This is a genomic window from Enterobacter sp. MALB-1 (assembly GCF_041021625.1).
Classification (GTDB): domain Bacteria; phylum Pseudomonadota; class Gammaproteobacteria; order Enterobacterales; family Enterobacteriaceae; genus Enterobacter; species Enterobacter oligotrophicus.
This window is the reverse complement of sequence record NZ_JBDPJL010000001.1, coordinates 2,840,532-2,861,512: the sequence shown is the minus strand read 5'-3', so window position 1 is coordinate 2,861,512 and position 20,981 is coordinate 2,840,532. Positions and strand designations below refer to the sequence as shown.

Here is a 20,981-nt window from a genome sequence, read left to right as displayed (position 1 = left end):
AACTATGGCAAAGGCTCCAACTACCGTTAAAACGGCATCTGTACTGGCATTTGAACGGAAACTGGCAACCTCCGATGCAGTAATGTATTCAGGCACCTGGGGGGAAGAGGTCTGGCAACTGATTCGTATTCAGGAGAAAGCGGTGCGTGGCACCATTTCAAACCGTCTTAAAAATGCCATTACCAGCGATCCGGCAAAACTGGATGCTGAGATCCAGAAAGCGAACCTGCAGCGTGTCGATGTGGCGGCGTTACCTGCTGATGCGGATACCCTGAAAGTGAAGTTTACCCTGCGCGTGCTGGGAAATCTTTCGACGCCTTCTGTGTGTAACGACCGGGCCTATCAGGATGAACTCACGCAGGTCATTGACGGCTATATCAGTGAACACGGTTTTGCCGAGCTGGCACGCCGCTATGCGACCAACCTGGCGAATGCCCGTTTTTTATGGCGTAACCGTGTCGGTGCCGAGAAGATTATCGTTAAGGTAGCGGGCAGCAAGTCATGGACATTCGATGCCTACGCCTATGCGCTGCGTGATTTTTCTGCCAGCGACGAGCAACTGAACGAACTGGCTCAGGAAATAGAAAAAGGGCTCAGCGGCAACGGATTCGTCCTGCTGAATGTAGAGGCGCAGGTATTACTTGGTGCCGGACAGGAGATTTTCCCGTCGCAGGAACTTGTGCTCGACAGCAACAGCAGTAAGAGCCGTCTGCTGTATCAGGTGGATGGTGTTGCCGGGATGCATTCACAGAAATTGGGTAATGCGTTGCGCACTATTGATACCTGGCATCCTAAAGTTGAAGAGTTGGGGGCGATCGCCGTCGAACCGTACGGCTCTGTCACCAGCCGCGGCGTGGCGTGTCGTCAGCCGAAAGATAAAATGGATTTTTACACCTTGCTGGATAACTGGGTGACGAAAGGCCAGAAGCCAGACGTTGAACAGCAGCATTACGTGATGGCCGTCCTGATCCGCGGCGGCGTCTTCGGTGAGAAAAGCGAGTAAGGAGTCGTAATGGATCACTACATTGAGATCCGCGTACTGCCCGACCCGGAGTTTAGCGAGGAAATGCTGATGGCCGCGCTGGTGGCTAAGCTGCACCGCGCGCTGGGGCAACGAGGGCAGGGTGATATTGGTATTAGCTTCCCTGCATACAGCATAAAGCCTGGCCCGGTGTTACGTCTGCACGGTCAGCACCAGGCGTTAAGCGTTCTCGAATCACTGACATGGCGCAAAGGATTGAGCGACTACTGCGTGTCTTCGGACATAAAGCCCGTGCCTGCCGTTACGCAATGGCGCTGTGTGAGCCGCGTTCAGGTTAAAAGCAGTGCGCAAAGGCTTATGCGTCGTTCGGTGAAAAAAGGATGGTTAACAGAGGAGGAGGCGCAGCAACGCCTGTTGACAATGCAAGAGGCGCGGACTGATTTGCCCTGGCTTAATCTGCGTAGCCTCTCTACAGGCCAGTCGTTCAGGCTCTTTATCCGTCATGGTGATCTACTTTCTACGCCTGTCATCGGGGCGTTTTCGACATACGGGTTAAGTGCAACGGCGACCATTCCCTGGTTCTGAGAATAATAACCGCATCAGCTTTCAGGGTGCGGTTTTTTCTGCCAGACGAATATCGAAATTAAAAGGGAGCTGCTGGACAGAATTGAGTGTTTTGTGGAATGCCGGATGTAATGGGTTAAGTATGGCGTTGTTTTCATAAGGAATGATGCAGGAAGGTAAGATAAGCGCGAGCGCACTGTTCGCCTGCAACCAACCGGTTCCCAGATCCATCGTTGATACCGGTGTCGGATTTTCCTGCCAGTCCTCGGGCAACCAGGCTTTGTCCAGGTAGTCAATCTGGTCATCCGGGATATCAATACTGAACAGTTGGTACTGATTCAGCACGGTGTCTTTTTTCACGTGCACCAAAATTTCGAGCGATGCCAGCGAGATGGCGGTGGATACGTAGACGGCAGGATGCCCTTTATGATTCCAGCGACCGCCATACTGGTTTGCGCCGCTACCACTCCACGCTTCGCTGGCATAACGTCCTGTCACCAGACGATAAAAAATCACGCAAACACTCCGTGTTCCAGACGACCAATCAAATCGGTGACTTCCAGCGCGCCGGTTTCAGTGGCAATCAGGTTGACTGGCGCAACATTCCCAAGCCCACGCACCGGTGCTTGCAGCCAGTTCCATGCTTCCTCTTTACTACCAAAATAATCGACAGCAGCATCCAGCACACGCACGAAACGTGCCACGCGCTCGCTTTCATCGGGCGTCAGCGTTCGCCCTGCGCTTTTGCGGCGAGCGACATTGCGCTCGTTAATCCCCGTCACGCGAAGGATGTCCGCTTTCGACATCGACGTCCATTCATGAATGTTATCGAGGATACTGACGGGTAAACCTTGATTGAGGTATTCAACTAACCGCATACCACGGTTTGCAGGTAAACCGGCATAGCGCCAAAGCGCGTTATCAGCAGGTTTCTGCGCGGGAACCCATGTTCTCATAGTACCTCCTGGTTGAAGTCATTTGTCATAGATTAGTATAGTCATTTGTCGTGGTGTTTGGAATGGATGTTTTTTGCGCGGGGCGGTGGAAGAGAATTCAGCTGTTTACCCCTAATTTTGGAGTGATATGTAATGTATTGATTTATATTGGAAATATTGTGGGTGGGGTAAAATAGGATAGGAATAGGGTTTTAGCTTTTTTTGTATGAAAATCATAATGGTAAGGGGGTATTATTTCAGTGCACTGCCGTATAGGCAGCTTAGAAAACTCTGGCCGAGGCTGTCGACAATTTCGATAAGTGCACTGCCGTATAGGCAGCTTAGAAATACCATCCAGCATTTTTTGCGGGCCCGCTCGAGTGCACTGCCGTATAGGCAGCTTAGAAAAGGCCAACATGCGCCGGTTGTGCACCTCGATAGTGCACTGCCGTATAGGCAGCTTAGAAATTACTCCGGCGTGGCATAGTTGCGCGATTGTCGTGCACTGCCGTATAGGCAGCTTAGAAAGACGCATAGCCGCCGGAAAACGCCGACAATGCGTGCACTGCCGTATAGGTAGCTTAGAAATTTGCTAATAAAGCTCGTGAGATGTGGCACGAGTGCACTGCCGTATAGGCAGCTTAGAAAGTGTACCAGCCCTCTCACAGCTTGGCGTACACGTGCACTGCCGTATAGGCAGCTTAGAAATTGTAGACGCGCGCTGTGTTCGTTTGTCCTGTGTGCACTGCCGTATAGGCAGCTTAGAAAATAACCTGGGGCCTGGGCTGGGGGTGGTGGCGGTGCACTGCCGTATAGGCAGCTTAGAAAATTGTACAGGCTGCCGTCGGCCATGCTGTCTCGTGCACTGCCGTATAGGCAGCTTAGCAAAATAGAAAATAAGGTCTTCACACCCTTACATTTTGCACTGTCGAACAGCCAGCGCTGAGCTGAAAAGAAACCTCAAATAACGGTTTATGTAATCGATCGCACGACCAAAAAATAAGGCCGGGACTATCCCGGCCTTATTTAATATTCATCTGCCCTTACAGGCGAAAACAATTAGCGACTACGGAAGACAATGCGGCCTTTGCTCAGGTCGTACGGGGTCAGTTCAACAGTCACTTTGTCGCCCGTTAAAATGCGGATGTAGTTTTTGCGCATTTTACCGGAGATGTGCGCAGTTACCACGTGACCGTTTTCCAGCTCTACGCGAAACATGGTATTAGGCAACGTATCAAGTACGGTACCCTGCATTTCAATATTGTCTTCTTTGGCCATCTAATCCTCTGGGGTATCACTACCAAGTTTTGAACCGGCAAGATAATGCCGAAATTCATCAATTAAGTAAAGAATTGCGCGTTTAAAACGCAGCAAAACAGTTTCAGCGCATTGCCCAAGCGTCACGGTACAACCGAACGGGAAGCGCATTCGTAAAGGGGAGACAACAGGATAAACGTCAGGACGTTATCTGAAGCGAGGGTCCCAAACGGCGGCGGGGCAACAGGCAGAAGCTACTCTGCGGCGTAATTATAACACCCTCATAAAAAATGTGCGGAAAACATTTAGGCATTGGGCATAAAGAGCGTTCTTGGTATCCAGAAGTCGCGCGGGAGCTTCTCCTGGCGGCAGGTATCCAGATGCTCAATATAGTGACGGCGGGAGATTTCAACGGCTCCCAGTGAGGCGGTATGCTCATTGAGTACCTGACAATCCATCAACTGTCCGCCACGTTCGGCAAATTCCTTGCAGAAAACCAGCAGCGCGGTTTTCGATGCATTAACGGCGCGGGAGAACATCGACTCCCCGCAGAACAACGTCCCCTGTGCTACGCCGTACATGCCGCCCACCAGCTCGTCTTTATCCCAGACTTCAATGGAATGCGCATAGCCAAGCTCGTGTAACTGCTGATAAGCGGTAATGATGTCACGGGTGATCCATGTACCTTCATGGCGATCCTCGGCGCAGCCTTCGATGACCTGCCCGAACGCGTGATTAAGGGTGACATGATAAGGCGATTTAGCATGAAAACGCTTCATGCTACGGCTGAGGTGGAATTGCGCTGGCCACAGCACGGCACGCGGATCGGGCGACCACCATAAAATCGGGTCGCCGGGTGAAAACCACGGGAATATCCCGCGCTGGTAGGCCATCAGCAGCCGTGCCGGGCTGAGATCGCCGCCAAGTGCCAGCAACCCGTTGGGCTCACGTAGCGCGCCCTCCGGGGAAGGAAACGCAATATTATGACGAGAAAGCTGGACCAGGCGCATGACAGCAGAACTCCAATACGCGAGTGAGGATCGGTTCAAATATAGTCTACAGACGCTGTTTAAACTGGTAATAACGACCCTGTTTCGCCAACAGTTCTGCGTGACTACCTTGCTCAATAATGTGTCCGTTGTCCATCACAATTATTTGATCGAAACTCGCCAGCCCGCGCAGGCGGTGCGTGACCATCAACACGGTTTTACCAACCATCACATTCGCCAGTAAATCAAGGATTTGACTCTCGGTAGTAGCATCCAGCCCTTCTGTGGGTTCATCCAGCAACATCAGCGGCGCATCGTGTAGCAACGCACGCGCAATCGCCAGACGACGCAGCTCGCCACCGGAAAGCTGGCGGCCACCTTCGCCCAGCCAGCCGTTAAGCCCGTCGTCTTCGAGTAACTTATGCAACCCGACCTGTTCCAGTATCGCGCAAAGCGTGTCGTCCGGAGCATCCGGCGCGGCCAGCAGCAGGTTATCGCGAAGTGTGGCGCTGAACAGATGTACACGCTGTGGAACTACACTCACGGTCTTACGCAAGGTCTGCTCGCTGAAGTTAGCCAGTGGCGTATCGTTAAACCGAATTATGCCGTGCTGCGGGTCCCATGCGCGCGTTAAGAGCTGCAGAAGCGTCGATTTACCGCAGCCGGTACGGCCAAGGATCGCAATGCGCTGGCCCGCTTCAACGACGAGGTTAATGCCTTCCAGTGCATTCTGCGCCTGCTTGTCATAGGCGAATGTGACGTCACTGAGCGTCAGTGCGACCTGTTCAGGCGTGGTTGTCTGCGCAGCAGTGAACTTCACTTCCGGCTCCTGCTCAGCAATCTCCGTAATACGCATTGCAGAAGCGATAACCTGTCCCAGATGCTGGAACGCCCCCGTGACCGGGGCTAAGGCTTCAAAGGCCGCCAGCGCACAGAATACGAAGAGCGCAATCAGCGCGCCGGGCTGTACGTTGCCGCCCACGCCGCCGGAGGCCATCCACAGCATAACGGTAACCGCCACGCCGCCGATTAACATCATCAGCGCCTGGGAGAAGGCCGTCAGTTCTGACTGGCGGCGCTGAGCTTCGTGCCAGTTCAACTCGGTGCTTTCCATTTGCGAACGGTAGCGCGTGCTGGCACCAAAAATGGTAAGTTCTGCCTGTCCCTGCAGCCAGGAGGTCAACTGCTGTCGATACTCCCCGCGCATACGGGTCAGGTTTTCGCCTGTTGACTTACCGGCACGGTAAAACAGCGGCGGCAGGATAATCAGCGTCAGCAGCATGATGCCGCCCAGCGTCAATGCGAGCGGTACGTCCAGAACGCAAAGTCCCAGCGTGACCACCACGATCACCACAAACGCACCCACGATCGGAGAAATCACACGCAGGTAGAGGTGATCGAGTGTATCGACATCCGCTACCACACGGTTGAGCAATTCGCCCTGGCGAAAACGCGCCAGCCCGGCAGGGGAGAGAGGGAGCAGTTTGCTGAAGGTATAGATACGCAGGTGCTGCAGCACGCGGAACGTCGCGTCGTGGCTGACCAGACGCTCGAAATAACGTCCGGCAGTACGGGTAATGGCGGTGCCACGTACGCCCGCAGCCGGAAGCATATAGTTAAAGCTGTATAATCCGGCGAAGCCCGCGACGGCAGAAGCCGACAAGAACCAGCCGGAGAGCGTAAGCAGGCCGATGCTGGCAAGCAGGGTAACAATTGCCAGAACGATGCCCAGCGTCAGCATCCATTTGTGGCGTTTATACAGGGTAAGATACGGGAGTAAGGCGCGCATCAAATGTCCTCCTGACGATTCGCCAGCAGGGTGGCAAACGGCCCCTGCGCAGCAACGAGAGAGGCGTAATCGCCTTGCTCAACAATACGACCATTTTCCATCACCCAAATTTGATCCCAGTCGGCAATGCCTTCCAGCTGGTGCGTGACCATCAGAGTGGTTTGCCTGCGCGAAGCCGCGTTAAGCGCATCCATTACACGTTTCTCACTGTGCGCATCCAGGCTCGCGGCGGGTTCATCCAGCAGCATAAGCTGGCAGGGATTCAACAGCGCACGGGCAACAGCCACGCGCTGCGCCTGCCCAACGGACAGTCCGGCGGATTGATCGCCAACCACGGTATCCACACCCTGCGGCAGCAGCGGTAGAAACTCGCTGACCCAGGCGCGATCGAGCACCGATTGCAACTCATCTTCTCGCGCATCAGGGCGCGCCAGCAGCACATTTTCACGCAGCGTGGCGGCAGGAAGCTGTGGGTTTTGCCCCACCCAGCTTAGCTGTTTACGCCAGGCCTCAGGATCAAGCTCACTGAGTTCTGTTTTGTTAATGCGAAGGGAACCGGTGTAGGCCATAAAACCAGAAAGGGTATTGAGCAGCGAGCTTTTCCCGGAGCCGCTGGTGCCCACCAGAACCACACGTTGTCCGGCTGGCAGGGTAAAGTTCATAGGGCCTGCCAGCACTTTTCCCTCTGGCGAGAGAATAGAGAAATCCCGCGCTTCAATGGTCACAGGCTCCTGGGCGTTCAGGGTCACTTCACCACGTGCCGGGTGCGCCAGCGGCGTTTCAAGGAACGTTTTCAGGCTGTCGGCTGCGCCAACGGCCTGCGCTTTGGCATGGTAAAACGTGCCGAGATCGCGAAGCGGCTGGAAAAATTCCGGTGCCAGGATCAGCGCAAGGAAACCAGCAGAAAGGGTGACTGCCGTACCGTAGTGGCCGAAATCCAGCGCTCCGAGGTAAGAGAAGCCAAAATAGACCGCCACCAGGGCAATCGACAGTGAGGTAAAGAATTCAAGAACGCCAGATGACAAAAACGCCAGACGTAACACTTCCATGGTGCGCTGGCGGAAATCCTGTGAGGCCAGACGGATGTTTTCGGTTTCCGCTTCACCACGGCCAAATATACGCAGGGTTTCCATGCCGCGCAGACGGTCAAGGAAATGACCGCTTAAACGCCCCAGAGCAAGGAAGTTACGGCGGTTGGCATCTGCGGCACCCATCCCAACCATCGCCATAAACAGTGGGATCAGCGGGGCGGTGCCCAGCAAAATCAGCGCAGCGGCCCAGTTGACAGGGAAAATAGCGATCACAATCAGCAGCGGAACGAATACAGCCAGCGCCATCTGTGGCAGATAGCGGGCGTAGTAGTCATGCATATCGTCGATCTGCTCAAGGATCAGCGTTGCCCAGCTTCCGGCAGGCTTACCCTGAATCCACGCTGGCCCCGCCTCCTGAAGACGGTCAAGCACCTGGCGGCGAATTTCATAGCGAATATGTTGTCCGGCATGAAAACCAACACGCTCACGCAGCCATACGACCCAGGCGCGCAGCACAAAGACCAGGACTAAAATGATAAAGGGCAGCAGCAGCGCTTCGCGCGGGATGTTCTCCATAATCATATGATTAAGAATGCGGGCCAGCAGCCATGCCTGGGCAACAATCAACAGACCACTGACAAATCCCAGAAGTCGGGAAAAGGTAAGCCAGCGGCGGGATAGAACGCTTTGCTGTTTTAGCCAGCGTGTTAACTCTTGTTGACGGGTTTTTTCCATTGCGTATTTTGCAGGTGACGTTATAAGAAATTAGACAACTGCATGTTACACGTGACCAAAAATAAAGGCGACCTGTGGCCGCCTTTATTTACGTTTGTTACTGACTTGTAAAGATTATTTGGCTTGTTCAGCCAGCCCATCCAGGTAGCGTTCAGCATCCAGCGCGGCCATACAGCCAGTGCCCGCGGAGGTGATTGCCTGACGATAAATATGGTCCATCACGTCGCCTGCGGCGAACACGCCAGGAATGCTGGTCTGGGTCGCATTGCCGTGGATACCGGACTGCACTTTGATGTAGCCGTTTTCCAGCTCCAGTTGGCCGTCGAAGATTGCCGTGTTCGGGCTGTGGCCGATCGCCACAAACAGGCCCGCCACTTCCAGCGTTTCCACGTTGTCGGTGTTCTGCGTATCGCGAATACGCAGACCCGCCACGCCCATCTGATCGCCAGTCACTTCTTCCAGTGTACGGTTGGTGTGCAGCACGATGTTGCCGCTCGCCACTTTATCCATCAGACGTTTGATCAGGATCTTCTCGGCACGGAAGGTGTCACGGCGGTGGATCAGGTGCACTTCAGAGGCGATGTTCGCCAGGTAGAGCGCTTCTTCCACTGCGGTGTTGCCGCCGCCGATGACCGCGACTTTCTGATTGCGGTAGAAGAAACCGTCGCAGGTTGCACAGGCAGACACGCCGCGGCCTTTGAATGCCTCTTCTGACGGCAGGCCGAGGTAACGGGCTGATGCGCCAGTGGCAATGATCAATGCGTCACAAGTGTATTCACCGCTGTCGCCTGTCAGACGGAACGGACGGTTCTGCAGATCGACCTTGTTAATGTGGTCGAACAGAATTTCAGTTTCGAATTTGGTTGCATGCTCGTGCATACGTTCCATCAGCAGCGGCCCGGTCAGGTCGTTCGGATCGCCTGGCCAGTTTTCCACTTCAGTGGTGGTGGTCAGCTGACCGCCTTTTTCCATACCGGTGATTAATACCGGTTGCAGGTTAGCGCGTGCAGCATAGACCGCCGCGGTATATCCCGCAGGTCCAGAACCAAGGATTAGCAGCTTACTGTGTTTGGCCGTGCCCATGAGATCCCCATTGTTGTTGGCAGACATTTGGCTGGATTGTAGGGAATTTGTTGCCGTAAAAAAAGAGCACAGCAATTTTGATATCAATATGTGCAATAGACGCCGACGATGAATGGAGCGCTATAACATAACGATTTCTACTGAAAACCGGTCGTTTATAAGGCAATAAAATGATGATTAATACGCGACCGTAATGAATATCCGGCATGTTGTACTAAAAATCGATGTTTTGCTTTGACAATCCCCTGCGCTTTTGCGAAAACATTCAAGGAAGAAAAAAAACCGCGTTAACCGTGTGCCGCATAGGCATGCACGTAAATGCCATTTTTACCGGGTCAGTGAAATCTACGCATGGCGTGGACAGACGCCATACGTGATGTCGGTGACTGCCTTCGGGCAACGGTCTTCTTACCAACAGAACCCGAATCCGCATCGCGTCTAACACATAACCAGGCGATGTGATGAATAACGGGTACAGGCTCTGAACAGTGATGTGCACAGGGTCCAGGCAGGAGTAGGGAAGGAATACAGAGAGACAATAATAATGGTAGATAGCAAGAAGCGCCCTGGCAAAGATCTCGACCGTATCGATCGTAACATTCTTAATGAATTGCAAAAGGATGGGCGTATTTCCAACGTCGAGCTTTCAAAACGTGTGGGACTTTCCCCGACGCCGTGCCTTGAGCGTGTGCGCCGACTGGAAAGACAGGGTTTTATTCAGGGCTATACGGCTCTGCTGAACCCGCATTATCTGGATGCCTCACTTCTGGTATTTGTTGAGATTACTCTGAATCGTGGTGCGCCGGATGTGTTTGAGCAATTTAACGCCGCTGTACAAAAACTTGAAGAAATTCAAGAGTGTCATCTGGTTTCCGGTGATTTCGACTACCTGTTGAAAACCCGTGTGCCAGACATGTCCGCCTACCGTAAGCTGCTGGGTGAAACCCTGCTGCGTCTGCCAGGCGTGAACGACACCCGTACTTATGTGGTGATGGAAGAGGTCAAACAGAGCAATCGTCTGGTTATTAAGACGCGCTAACACGGAACAGGTGCAAAATCAGCGTAGTTTGATTACACTCCTGTTAATCCATACAGCAACAGTGCCGGGGAACCCCGGCGCTGTTGTCCGTTTTAGCAAACAGGCAGGACATGCCTGATACCTGGAGAGCCTTTCTTGAGCCAGGAATATACCGAAGACAAAGAAGTCACATTATCGAAACTAAGCAGCGGACGTCGCCTCCTTGAGGCGTTGCTGATCGTTATTGCCCTTTTTGCCGTCTGGCTGATGGTCGCCTTACTCAGTTTCAATCCCTCCGATCCCAGCTGGTCACAAACCGCATGGCATGAGCCTATCCATAATTTAGGCGGCATTCCTGGTGCCTGGCTTGCGGATACCCTCTTTTTCATTTTCGGTGTGATGGCCTATACCATTCCCGTCATTATTATTGGCGGATGCTGGTTTGCCTGGCGTCATCGACAGAACGATGACTACATCGATTACTTTGCCGTTTCATTGCGCCTGATAGGCGCGCTGGCATTGATCCTCACCTCCTGCGGGCTGGCGGCTATCAATGCTGATGATATCTGGTATTTCGCCTCCGGCGGCGTGATCGGCAGCCTGCTGAGTACCGCGCTGCAACCGATGCTCCACAGCAGCGGCGGCACCCTTACGTTGCTTTGCATCTGGGCGGCCGGGTTGACGCTGTTCACCGGCTGGTCGTGGGTGAGCATCGCTGAGAAGATCGGCAGCTTTATCCTCAATATTCTCACCTTTGCCAGTAACCGTACCCGCCGCGACGATACATGGGTCGATGAAGACGAGTATGAAGATGAGTACGAAGAGGATGATGACGCGCCTGTTGAGCGTCGCGAATCTCGTCGCGCCCGCATTCTGCGCGGTGCGCTGGCGCGTCGTAAACGCGTCGCTGAAAAATTCGCCAATCCGTTAGGTCGTAAAACCGATGCGGCACTTTTCTCCGGCAAACGCATGGATGACGAAGAGCACATTGAGTACCGCACCTCGGGGGCTGCCCTTGATCCTGACGATGTTCTTTTCTCTGGCAGCCGTGCGATGCCTGGCGATTACGACGAATACGATCCGTTGTTAAATGGCCATTCGGTTACTGAACCTGTGGCGGCTGCCGCAGCGGCCACTATGGCCACGCAGGCTTATGCTGCCCCTGTGGAAGCCGTCATGCCTTCCGCGCAGGTTCCTGCACCCGAATCTGCCATTCAACAACCACAGATTGACTGGCAGACTGCGCCAGGTGTCCATACGCCGGAGCCGACGATTGCGCCTGAGCCAGAAAGCTATGTGCCCGTTCAGCAGGAGCAGTGGCAGCAGCCTTATCAGCCGGAGCCGCAGGAATATCCGCAGTATGAGGAGCCTGTTGCTCAGCCGTATCAGGAGTATGCGCCTGAGCCGGTTGAACCTGTGCAACCGTATGTCGCGCCACAGCCTGAACCGGAAGTGGTGGAAGAGGCGAAACCGTCGCGTCCGCCACTGTACTATTTTGAAGAGGTTGAAGAGCGTCGCGCCCGTGAGCGCGAACAGCTGGCGGCCTGGTATCAGCCAGTGCCAGAACCGCTTCAGGAGCCTGTCACCAGGGCTCCGACCGTTTCCGTTCCGCCAGTCGACCCAACACCTGCGGTTGCTCCTGTGGCTGAAAGCGTGAAGCAAGCCACTGCAACAGCAGCGGCTGCTGCGCCGGTGTTTAGCCTGGCAGCCGGTGGCGCGCCGCGCCCACAGGTGAAAGAGGGGATTGGCCCGCAGCTGCCGCGCCCTAACCGCGTTCGCGTTCCGACGCGCCGTGAGCTGGCCTCTTATGGCATTAAATTGCCCTCCCAGCGTATGGCTGAAGAGAAAGCGCGTGAGCCTGAGTACGAAGACGACACTGATGAACTGCAGCAGGATGAACTGGCGCGCCAGTTCGCCGCGCAACAGCAACAGCGGTATGGTGAAGAATACCAGCATGATGTGCAGCACCATCAAGCCCACCAGGATGACGATGAGGCGGCCGAGGCGGAATTAGCGCGTCAGTTTGCTGCAACCCAGCAGCAACGCTATTCCGGTGAACAACCTGCCGGTGCGAACCCGTTCTCACTGTCCGATTTTGAATTCTCGCCAATGAAAGATCTGGTGGATGATGGCCCGAGCGAGCCGTTGTTCACCCCGAGTGTGATGCCTGAAGCCGAACCGGTGCGCCAGCAACCTGCGCCACAGCCGTATGCTCAGCCACAACAACCGGCTCCGCAGGCATATGCACAGCCACAACAGCCACCGCAGTTCCAGCAGCCTCAGGCACAGCCGCAGGAAAGCCTGATTCACCCGCTGCTGATGCGTAACGGTGACAGCCGTCCGCTGCAACGTCCAAGCACGCCGCTGCCGTCGCTGGATCTGTTAACGCCTCCACCGGCAGAAGTGGAGCCTGTTGATACGTTTGCGCTTGAGCAGATGGCCCGACTGGTGGAAGCCCGTCTGGCAGACTTCCGTATCAAAGCGGATGTGGTGAACTATTCTCCTGGTCCGGTGATTACCCGTTTCGAGCTCAATCTGGCACCGGGTGTAAAAGCAGCTCGTATTTCTAATTTGTCACGTGACCTGGCGCGTTCGCTGTCGACCGTTGCGGTGCGTGTGGTGGAAGTGATCCCAGGCAAGCCGTATGTAGGCCTGGAGCTGCCGAACAAGAAACGCCAGACCGTCTACCTCCGTGAAGTGCTGGATAATACCAAGTTCCGTGATAACCCATCCCCGTTGACCGTGGTATTGGGTAAAGATATCGCAGGCGATCCTGTGGTGGCCGATCTCGCGAAAATGCCTCACCTGCTTGTCGCGGGTACGACCGGTTCCGGTAAGTCTGTCGGTGTGAACGCCATGATCCTGAGCATGCTCTATAAAGCGCAGCCGGAAGATGTGCGTTTCATCATGATCGACCCGAAAATGCTGGAACTTTCGGTATATGAAGGCATTCCGCATCTGTTGACGGAAGTTGTGACCGACATGAAGGATGCTGCTAACGCCCTGCGCTGGAGCGTCAATGAGATGGAGCGTCGCTATAAGCTGATGTCGGCGCTGGGTGTGCGTAACCTTGCCGGGTATAACGAGAAAATCGCCGAGGCGGCGCGTATGGGGCGTCCAATTCCGGACCCATACTGGAAGCCGGGCGACAGCATGGATGCCCAGCATCCGGTGCTGGAAAAACTGCCTTACATCGTTGTGTTGGTGGATGAGTTCGCCGACCTGATGATGACCGTCGGTAAGAAAGTGGAAGAGCTGATTGCTCGTCTGGCGCAGAAAGCACGTGCGGCGGGTATTCACCTTGTGCTGGCGACGCAGCGTCCGTCTGTGGACGTCATCACCGGTCTGATTAAAGCAAACATCCCGACCCGTATCGCGTTTACCGTATCGAGCAAAATTGACTCACGTACTATCCTTGACCAGGGCGGCGCGGAGTCGCTGCTGGGAATGGGTGATATGCTCTATTCCGGCCCGAACTCTACCTCTCCGGTACGTGTTCACGGCGCGTTTGTTCGCGATCAGGAAGTTCACGCGGTCGTACAGGACTGGAAAGCACGTGGTCGTCCGCAATACGTTGATGGCATCACCTCCGACAGCGAAAGCGAAGGCGGCGGCGGTGGCTTCGACGGCGGCGAAGAGCTGGACCCGTTATTCGACCAGGCGGTTAACTTCGTGACTGAAAAACGTAAAGCGTCTATCTCCGGCGTGCAGCGTCAGTTCCGTATCGGCTACAACCGTGCTGCGCGTATCATCGAACAGATGGAAGCGCAGGGCATTGTGAGCGAGCAGGGACATAACGGTAACCGTGAGGTGCTGGCACCACCGCCGTTTGATTGACCGCGTTCTGATTGCAAAGAAGGGTAAATCAGCCAAAATTAAGCATTTTCTTCTGTCACCTGCCTGCGGGCAGGTCCAGAATAGAAGACGGAACCCCCACATCGGGAAGACGTATTTTAAGGAATGACAATGAAAAAAATCGCCATCGCCTGTGCATTTCTCACCAGTTTTGTTGCCAGCAGCGTCTGGGCTGATGCAGCCAGCGACCTTAAAAGCCGACTGGATAAAGTGAGCAGCTTCCACGCCAGCTTCACGCAGAAAGTGACTGATGGCAGCGGTAACGCGGTGCAGGAAGGTCAGGGGGATTTGTGGGTGAAACGCCCAAATCTGTTTAACTGGCACATGACCCAGCCGGATGAAAGCATCCTGGTGTCTGACGGTAAAACCCTGTGGTTCTTCAACCCGTTTGTTGAACAGGCGACCGCGACCTGGCTGAAAGATGCGACCAGCAACACGCCGTTTATGCTGATCGCCCGTAACCAGTCCAGCGACTGGCAGCAGTACAACATCAAGCAGAACGGGGATGAGTTTGTCCTGACGCCAAAAGGCAGCAACGGCAACCTGAAGCAGTTCACCATCAATGTGAGCAGCAACGGTACAATTAATCAGTTCGGTGCGGTTGAGCAGGACGATCAGCGCAGCAGCTATCAGCTTAAATCGCAGCAAAACGGCGCTGTTGATGCATCGAAATTCACCTTTACCCCGCCGCAGGGCGTAACGGTGGATGACCAACGTAAGTAAGAGGCGTGAGTGAGCAACCTGTCGCTCGATTTTTCAGATAATGCGTTTCAACCTCTGGCCGCGCGTATGCGGCCAGAAAATTTAGCGCAGTACATCGGCCAGCAGCACCTGCTGGCTGCGGGGAAACCCTTGCCGCGCGCCATTGAGGCCGGGCATCTTCACTCGATGATCCTCTGGGGGCCACCTGGGACCGGCAAAACGACCCTCGCTGAAGTGATCGCCCGCTATGCCAACGCGGACGTTGAGCGCATCTCGGCGGTGACGTCGGGTGTGAAGGAGATCCGCGAGGCGATAGAGCGCGCGCGTCAGAACCGCAATGCCGGACGTCGAACTATCCTCTTTGTGGACGAAGTCCACCGCTTCAATAAGAGCCAGCAGGATGCTTTCCTTCCCCACATTGAAGACGGCACGATTTTTTTCATCGGTGCCACCACTGAAAACCCGTCTTTCGAACTTAACTCAGCGCTGCTTTCCCGTGCGCGCGTTTACCTGCTTAAATCGCTAACCACGGAAGATATCGAAAAGGTTCTGACGCAGGCGATGGACGACAAAGCACGCGGCTATGGCGGGCAGGATATCGTTTTGCCGGATGAGACGCGCCGGGCGATTGCAGAACTGGTTAACGGCGATGCGCGCCGGGCGCTGAATACGCTGGAAATGATGGCCGATATGGCTGAAGTGGATGATTCCGGCAAGCGTGTGCTGAAACCTGAACTGCTCACCGAAATTGCCGGTGAACGCAGCGCGCGTTTCGATAACAAAGGCGATCGTTTTTACGATTTGATCTCTGCGCTGCATAAATCTGTGCGCGGCAGCGCGCCGGATGCGGCGCTCTACTGGTACGCGCGTATTATTACCGCAGGCGGCGATCCGTTATATGTAGCGCGTCGCTGTCTGGCGATTGCGTCTGAAGATGTGGGTAATGCTGACCCGCGCGCGATGCAGGTCGCCATTTCCGCCTGGGACTGTTTCACCCGTGTTGGGCCAGCAGAAGGCGAGCGCGCCATTGCGCAGGCGATTGTCTATCTGGCCTGTGCGCCGAAAAGTAATGCGGTGTATACCGCCTTCAAAGCGGCGATGTCAGATGCGCGTGAACGTCCGGACTATGATGTGCCGGTTCATCTGCGCAATGCGCCGACCAAACTGATGAAAGAGATGGGCTACGGGCAGGAGTATCGCTACGCCCACGATGAGCCGAATGCCTACGCTGCCGGTGAAGAGTATTTCCCGCAAGAAATGGCACAAACACGCTATTATCACCCTACAAACAGAGGTCTTGAAGGCAAGATTGGCGAAAAGCTCGCCTGGCTCGCCGGACAGGATCAAAATAGCCCTATAAAACGCTACCGTTAGCGCGATCGTTGCGGTAATGTTGGCAATGTATCTCTGTGGCCGCAGGCTGTGGCCACTTTTCCCTATTTTAATTCGATAAGCACAGGATAAGCATGCTCGATCCCAATCTGCTGCGTAATGAGCCAGACGCAGTCGCTGAAAAACTGGCACGCCGGGGCTTTAAGCTGGATGTAGATAAGCTGCGCGCTCTTGAAGAGCGTCGTAAAGTTCTGCAGGTACAAACTGAAAATCTGCAGGCAGAGCGTAACTCTCGATCGAAATCCATCGGCCAGGCGAAAGCGCGCGGGGAAGACATTGAGCCATTACGCCTGGAAGTCAACAAACTGGGTGAAGAGCTGGACCAGGCGAAAGCTGAGCTGGACGTTCTTCAGGCCGAAATTCGTGATATCGCCCTGGCGATCCCGAACATTCCTGACGACAGCGTTCCGGTCGGTAAAGATGAAAACGATAACGTTGAAGTGAAACGCTGGGGCACGCCTCGCGAGTTCGACTTCGAGGTGCGCGATCACGTGACGCTGGGCGAAATGCACGCGGGGCTGGATTTTGCGGCTGCGGTTAAGCTGACCGGTTCTCGCTTCGTGGTAATGAAGGGCCAGATTGCCCATCTGCACCGTGCGCTGGCGCAGTTCATGCTGGATCTGCACACTGAGCAGCACGGTTACAGTGAAACCTACGTGCCGTATCTGGTGAACCACGATACGCTGTACGGTACTGGGCAGTTGCCAAAATTTGCTGGCGATCTGTTCCATACCCGTCCGCTGGACGAAGAAGCAGACAGCAGCAACTACGCGCTGATCCCAACCGCGGAAGTGCCGCTGACTAACCTCGTGCGTGATGAGATCATCGACGAAGACGATCTGCCAATCAAACTGACCGCACATTCTCCGTGTTTCCGTTCTGAAGCGGGGTCTTACGGCCGTGATACCCGTGGTCTGATCCGTATGCACCAGTTCGACAAAGTGGAGATGGTACAGATTGTGCGTCCTGAAGAGTCTATGGATGCGCTTGAAGAAATGACCGGCCACGCGGAAAAAGTGCTGGAGCTGCTGGGTCTGCCGTACCGCCGTATGGCGCTGTGCACTGGTGATATGGGCTTTGGAGCCTGCAAAACCTTCGACCTCGAAGTCTGGGTTCCTGCGCAGAACACCTACCGTGAAATCTCCTCCTGCTCAAACGTCTGGGATTTCCAGGCGCGCCGTATGCAGGCACGTTGCCGCAGCAAATCTGACAAGAAAACCCGTCTGGTGCATACCCTGAACGGTTCTGGTCTGGCTGTGGGTCGTACGCTGGTTGCCGTGCTGGAAAACTACCAGCAGGCAGACGGACGTATTGAGATCCCGGAAGTGCTTCGTCCGTATATGAAAGGCCTGCAGTACATCGGTTAATGTGTCCCCTGAATCAAAAAAGCGCCTGTTGGCGCTTTTTTTACGCCCCTGATTTGATACTAAGCAATAACCCCTCCCTCTAAAGTAGTAATACTCATCTGAATAAATCAGCATAAAAAGCTGATAACGCAGAAATTCGATATATATAAAACTATATAGCGGTTAATCACCGCCTCTCTTTTCTTTGTGAGCAACCAAAGTGAGTCTCTATGAAAATCAAAGCGCCTGAAACGTTAATGGCTGCCGAGGTCACTCGCCGTGGGTTGATGAAAACCACGGCAATTGGTGGTCTGGCTGTTGCCAGTAGCGCCTTCACGCTCCCTTTTTCTCGTCTGGCATCGGCAGCGGATGCGCTGTCCCCGGCCACGGCCCCTGAAAAAGTCGTGTGGAGTGCCTGTACCGTAAACTGTGGCAGTCGTTGTCCGCTGCGTATGCATGTGGTGGATGGCGAAATCAAATACGTCGAAACGGATAACACCGGGGACGATAACTACGAAGGGTTACATCAGGTTCGCGCCTGCCTGCGTGGTCGCTCCATGCGTCGTCGAGTCTATAACCCGGACCGCCTGAAATACCCAATGAAACGCGTTGGTAAACGCGGCGAAGGGAAGTTCGAACGCATTAGCTGGGACGAAGCCTACGATATTATCGCCACCAGTATGCAGCGCCTGATCAAAGAGTACGGCAACGAATCCATCTACCTGAACTACGGCACCGGGACGCTCGGCGGCACGCTGACCCGCTCCTGGCCACCGGGAAAAACGCTGGTGGCGCGTCTGATGAACTGCTGTGGCGGTTATCTCAATCACTACGGTGACTACTCTTCTGCACAGATTGCTGCCGGTCTGAATTACACCTACGGCGGCTGGGCAGACGGTAACAGTCCGTCCGATATCGAAAACAGTAAACTGGTGGTGCTGTTCGGTAACAACCCAGGTGAAACGCGTATGAGCGGCGGCGGGGTAACGTACTATCTCGAACAGGCTCGAGCTAAATCCAACGCGCGTATGATCATTATCGATCCGCGCTATACCGATACCGGTGCAGGCCGTGAAGACGAGTGGATACCCATCCGTCCAGGTACGGATGCTGCGCTGGTTAGCGCGCTGGCGTGGGTGATGATCACTGAAAACCTCGTCGATCAGCCATTCCTTGATAAATATTGCGTCGGTTATGACGAGAAAACGCTGCCAGCCAGTGCGCCTGCAAATGGTCACTATAAAGCATATATCCTCGGTCAGGGTAGCGACGGCGTGGCGAAAACACCAGAGTGGGCCTCCACCATCACCGGTATTCCGGTCGAGCGTATTGTCCAGCTGGCGCGTGAAATTGGCTCGGCGAAACCGGCCTATATCAGCCAGGGCTGGGGGCCGCAGCGTCATGCCAATGGTGAAATCGCGACTCGTGCCATATCAATGCTCTCTATTTTGACCGGTAACGTTGGTATCCACGGTGGTAACACCGGCGCGCGTGAAGGCTCGTATGAAGTGCCGTTTGAACGCATGCCGACGCTGGATAACCCGGTTCAGACCAGCATCTCCATGTTTATGTGGACGGATGCGATTGAACGTGGCCCGGAAATGACCGCGCTGCGCGATGGTGTGCGCGGCAAAGATAAACTGGATGTGCCGATCAAGATGATCTGGAACTATGCCGGTAACTGCCTCATCAACCAGCACTCCGAGATCAACCGCACCCACGAGATCCTGCAGGACGACAAGAAGTGCGAGATGATTGTGGTGATCGACTGCCACATGACCTCTTCAGCGAAATATGCCGATATTCTGTTGCCGGACTGCACCGCCTCTGAGCAGATGGATTTCGCGCTGGACGCCTCCTGCGGCAACATGTCCTATGTGATCTTCACCGACCAGGCCATTAAACCGCGCTTCGAATGCAAAACCATTTATGAGATGACGTCTGCGCTGGCGAAACGTCTTGGCGTCGAGCAGAAGTTTACTGAAGGACGCACTCAGGAAGAATGGATGCGCCACCTGCATGAACTCTCCCGCAAAGCGATCCCGGACCTGCCTGACTTCGATACGTTCCGCAAGCAGGGGATGTACAAGCAGCGTGATCCTGAAGGACACCACGTGGCGTACAAGGCCTTCCGTGAAGATCCGCAGGCTAATCCGCTGACTACGCCGTCGGGCAAAATCGAAATCTACTCCGAAGCGCTGGCAAAAATCGCCTCTACCTGGGAGTTGCCGGAAGGGGACGTTATCGATCCGCTGCCGATCTACACGCCTGGCTTCGAAAACTACAACGACCCGCTGACGGCGAAATTCCCGCTGCAGTTGACCGGTTTCCACTACAAAGCGCGTGTGCACTCAACCTACGGAAACGTAGACGTACTGAAAGCGGCATGTCGTCAGGAGATGTGGATTAACCCGATGGATGCCAAAGCGCGTGGTATCAGCAATGGCGATCGCGTGCGCATCTTTAATGGTCGCGGTGAAGTACATATCGAAGCCAAAGTGACACCGCGCATGATGCCTGGCGTTGTCGCGCTGGGGGAAGGGGCCTGGTATAGCCCGGATGCAAATCGCATCGACCAGGCTGGCAGTATTAACGTACTGACCACGCAGCGCCCGTCGCCTCTGGCGAAAGGTAACCCGTCCCACACGAACCTTGTTCAGGTTGAAAAGGTGTAAGGAGTAACCGATGACAACCCAGTATGGATTTTTCATTGATTCCAGCCGTTGTACCGGTTGCAAAACCTGCGAGCTGGCCTGTAAAGATTACAAAGACTTAACGCCGGATGTCAGTTTCCGTCGTATTTATGAATACGCGGGCGGTGACTGGCAGGAGGACAACGGCGTCTGGCATCAGAACGTCTTTGCCTATTACCTGTCGATTGCCTGTAACCACTGCGAAGATCCGGCGTGTACCAAAGTCTGCCCGAGCGGTGCGATGCACAAGCGCGACGACGGTTTTGTGGTGGTGGATGAAGATGTCTGCATCGGCTGTCGCTACTGCCATATGGCCTGCCCGTACGGCGCGCCGCAGTACAATGCCGCCAAAGGGCATATGACCAAGTGCGATGGCTGCCACACCCGCGTGGCGGACGGTAAAAAGCCGATCTGCGTGGAATCCTGCCCGCTGCGTGCGCTGGACTTTGGCCCGATAGACGAACTGCGCAAAAAACACGGCCAGCTTGCTGCGGTGGCACCGCTGCCGTCCGCGCACTTCACGAAGCCGAGTATTGTGATTAAACCTAACGCCAACAGCCGTCCGACGGGTGACACCACCGGCTATCTGGCAAACCCGAAGGAGGTGTGA

General features: G+C 54.8%; 16 protein-coding genes and 1 CRISPR repeat array. Of the genes, 9 read left to right on the top strand and 7 right to left on the bottom strand.

Features of this window, described 5'->3' with window-relative positions:
- Positions 1–4: 4 nt before the first annotated feature.
- Both csy3 and cas6f read left to right on the top strand, forming a co-directional pair.
- Positions 5–1,003, top strand: a complete 999-nt coding sequence (gene csy3, locus ABGB15_RS13710; protein WP_369064193.1) for a type I-F CRISPR-associated protein Csy3 — start codon at positions 5–7, stop codon at positions 1,001–1,003.
- A 9-nt stretch (positions 1,004–1,012) separates the two neighbouring features.
- Positions 1,013–1,567 carry a type I-F CRISPR-associated endoribonuclease Cas6/Csy4 gene (cas6f, locus tag ABGB15_RS13705; protein WP_215723466.1) on the top strand — a complete coding sequence of 185 codons (555 nt, stop codon included), beginning with the start codon at positions 1,013–1,015 and terminating at the stop codon, positions 1,565–1,567.
- Positions 1,568–1,588: 21 nt separating this feature from the next.
- Here cas6f and ABGB15_RS13700 read toward each other — a convergent pair whose 3' ends face one another.
- The 7 genes from ABGB15_RS13700 to trxB form a co-directional block, all read right to left on the bottom strand.
- Positions 1,589–2,062, bottom strand: coding sequence for an RES domain-containing protein (locus tag ABGB15_RS13700; protein WP_215723467.1), 474 nt, complete (start codon positions 2,060–2,062; stop codon positions 1,589–1,591).
- Complete coding sequence (locus ABGB15_RS13695; protein ID WP_152084071.1) at positions 2,059–2,502, bottom strand: antitoxin Xre/MbcA/ParS toxin-binding domain-containing protein; 444 nt, start codon at positions 2,500–2,502, stop codon at positions 2,059–2,061. The genes ABGB15_RS13700 and ABGB15_RS13695 overlap by 4 nt, the downstream gene beginning before the upstream one ends.
- A 239-nt stretch (positions 2,503–2,741) precedes the next feature.
- Positions 2,742–3,369: a CRISPR direct-repeat array (repeat unit 28 nt; unit sequence GTGCACTGCCGTATAGGCAGCTTAGAAA).
- A gap of 171 nt (positions 3,370–3,540) precedes the next feature.
- On the bottom strand, positions 3,541–3,759 hold the full coding sequence (gene infA / locus ABGB15_RS13690; protein ID WP_002211347.1) for a translation initiation factor IF-1: 219 nt from the start codon (positions 3,757–3,759) through the stop codon (positions 3,541–3,543).
- Between the two features lie 284 nt (positions 3,760–4,043).
- Entirely contained in the window at positions 4,044–4,748 is a 705-nt protein-coding gene (gene aat, locus ABGB15_RS13685) for a leucyl/phenylalanyl-tRNA--protein transferase (protein ID WP_215723468.1), read from the bottom strand.
- A 46-nt stretch (positions 4,749–4,794) separates the two neighbouring features.
- The gene (gene cydC / locus ABGB15_RS13680; RefSeq protein ID WP_215723469.1) at positions 4,795–6,516 is read right to left on the bottom strand and encodes a cysteine/glutathione ABC transporter ATP-binding protein/permease CydC; all 1,722 of its coding nucleotides are present in this window, start codon (positions 6,514–6,516) and stop codon (positions 4,795–4,797) included.
- Complete coding sequence (gene cydD / locus ABGB15_RS13675) at positions 6,516–8,282, bottom strand: cysteine/glutathione ABC transporter permease/ATP-binding protein CydD (protein ID WP_152084074.1); 1,767 nt, start codon at positions 8,280–8,282, stop codon at positions 6,516–6,518. Before cydD ends, cydC begins: the two co-directional genes overlap by 1 nt.
- A 114-nt stretch (positions 8,283–8,396) precedes the next feature.
- Positions 8,397–9,365 (bottom strand): thioredoxin-disulfide reductase, encoded by a 969-nt coding sequence (trxB, locus tag ABGB15_RS13670; protein WP_215723470.1) that lies wholly within the window; start codon positions 9,363–9,365, stop codon positions 8,397–8,399.
- Between the two features lie 544 nt (positions 9,366–9,909).
- On the opposite strand from trxB, the gene lrp reads away from it, so the two are divergent.
- From lrp to ABGB15_RS13635, 7 genes are all read left to right on the top strand, one after another.
- Positions 9,910–10,404 (top strand): leucine-responsive transcriptional regulator Lrp, encoded by a 495-nt coding sequence (lrp, locus tag ABGB15_RS13665; protein ID WP_000228469.1) that lies wholly within the window; start codon positions 9,910–9,912, stop codon positions 10,402–10,404.
- A gap of 135 nt (positions 10,405–10,539) precedes the next feature.
- Complete coding sequence (locus ABGB15_RS13660) at positions 10,540–14,220, top strand: DNA translocase FtsK 4TM domain-containing protein (RefSeq protein WP_215723471.1); 3,681 nt, start codon at positions 10,540–10,542, stop codon at positions 14,218–14,220.
- Between the two features lie 129 nt (positions 14,221–14,349).
- Positions 14,350–14,961 (top strand): outer membrane lipoprotein chaperone LolA, encoded by a 612-nt coding sequence (gene lolA, locus ABGB15_RS13655; RefSeq protein WP_215723472.1) that lies wholly within the window; start codon positions 14,350–14,352, stop codon positions 14,959–14,961.
- 9 nt (positions 14,962–14,970) lie between these two features.
- Complete coding sequence (rarA, locus tag ABGB15_RS13650) at positions 14,971–16,314, top strand: replication-associated recombination protein RarA (RefSeq protein WP_152084079.1); 1,344 nt, start codon at positions 14,971–14,973, stop codon at positions 16,312–16,314.
- A gap of 92 nt (positions 16,315–16,406) precedes the next feature.
- Positions 16,407–17,699 (top strand): serine--tRNA ligase, encoded by a 1,293-nt coding sequence (gene serS, locus ABGB15_RS13645; protein ID WP_045908394.1) that lies wholly within the window; start codon positions 16,407–16,409, stop codon positions 17,697–17,699.
- Positions 17,700–17,908: 209 nt separating this feature from the next.
- Positions 17,909–20,353, top strand: coding sequence for a dimethylsulfoxide reductase subunit A (dmsA, locus tag ABGB15_RS13640; RefSeq protein WP_215723473.1), 2,445 nt, complete (start codon positions 17,909–17,911; stop codon positions 20,351–20,353).
- A 10-nt stretch (positions 20,354–20,363) separates the two neighbouring features.
- Positions 20,364–20,981: a DMSO/selenate family reductase complex B subunit gene (locus tag ABGB15_RS13635; RefSeq protein ID WP_014169373.1), complete on the top strand. Its 618-nt coding sequence runs from the start codon at positions 20,364–20,366 to the stop codon at positions 20,979–20,981.

Bases quoted from the DNA above. Each gene is read 5' to 3' on its own strand.
- aat (WP_215723468.1), bottom strand. From the start codon at position 4,748: ATGCGCCTGGTCCAGCTTTCTCGTCATAATATTGCGTTTCCTTCCCCG.
- ABGB15_RS13635 (WP_014169373.1), top strand. From the start codon at position 20,364: ATGACAACCCAGTATGGATTTTTCATTGATTCCAGCCGTTGTACCGGT.
- dmsA (WP_215723473.1), top strand. From the start codon at position 17,909: ATGAAAATCAAAGCGCCTGAAACGTTAATGGCTGCCGAGGTCACTCGC.
- serS (WP_045908394.1), top strand. From the start codon at position 16,407: ATGCTCGATCCCAATCTGCTGCGTAATGAGCCAGACGCAGTCGCTGAA.
- lolA (WP_215723472.1), top strand. From the start codon at position 14,350: ATGAAAAAAATCGCCATCGCCTGTGCATTTCTCACCAGTTTTGTTGCC.
- cas6f (WP_215723466.1), top strand. From the start codon at position 1,013: ATGGATCACTACATTGAGATCCGCGTACTGCCCGACCCGGAGTTTAGC.
- csy3 (WP_369064193.1), top strand. From the start codon at position 5: ATGGCAAAGGCTCCAACTACCGTTAAAACGGCATCTGTACTGGCATTT.
- infA (WP_002211347.1), bottom strand. From the start codon at position 3,759: ATGGCCAAAGAAGACAATATTGAAATGCAGGGTACCGTACTTGATACG.
- trxB (WP_215723470.1), bottom strand. From the start codon at position 9,365: ATGGGCACGGCCAAACACAGTAAGCTGCTAATCCTTGGTTCTGGACCT.
- cydD (WP_152084074.1), bottom strand. From the start codon at position 8,282: ATGGAAAAAACCCGTCAACAAGAGTTAACACGCTGGCTAAAACAGCAA.
- cydC (WP_215723469.1), bottom strand. From the start codon at position 6,516: ATGCGCGCCTTACTCCCGTATCTTACCCTGTATAAACGCCACAAATGG.
- ABGB15_RS13695 (WP_152084071.1), bottom strand. From the start codon at position 2,502: ATGAGAACATGGGTTCCCGCGCAGAAACCTGCTGATAACGCGCTTTGG.
- lrp (WP_000228469.1), top strand. From the start codon at position 9,910: ATGGTAGATAGCAAGAAGCGCCCTGGCAAAGATCTCGACCGTATCGAT.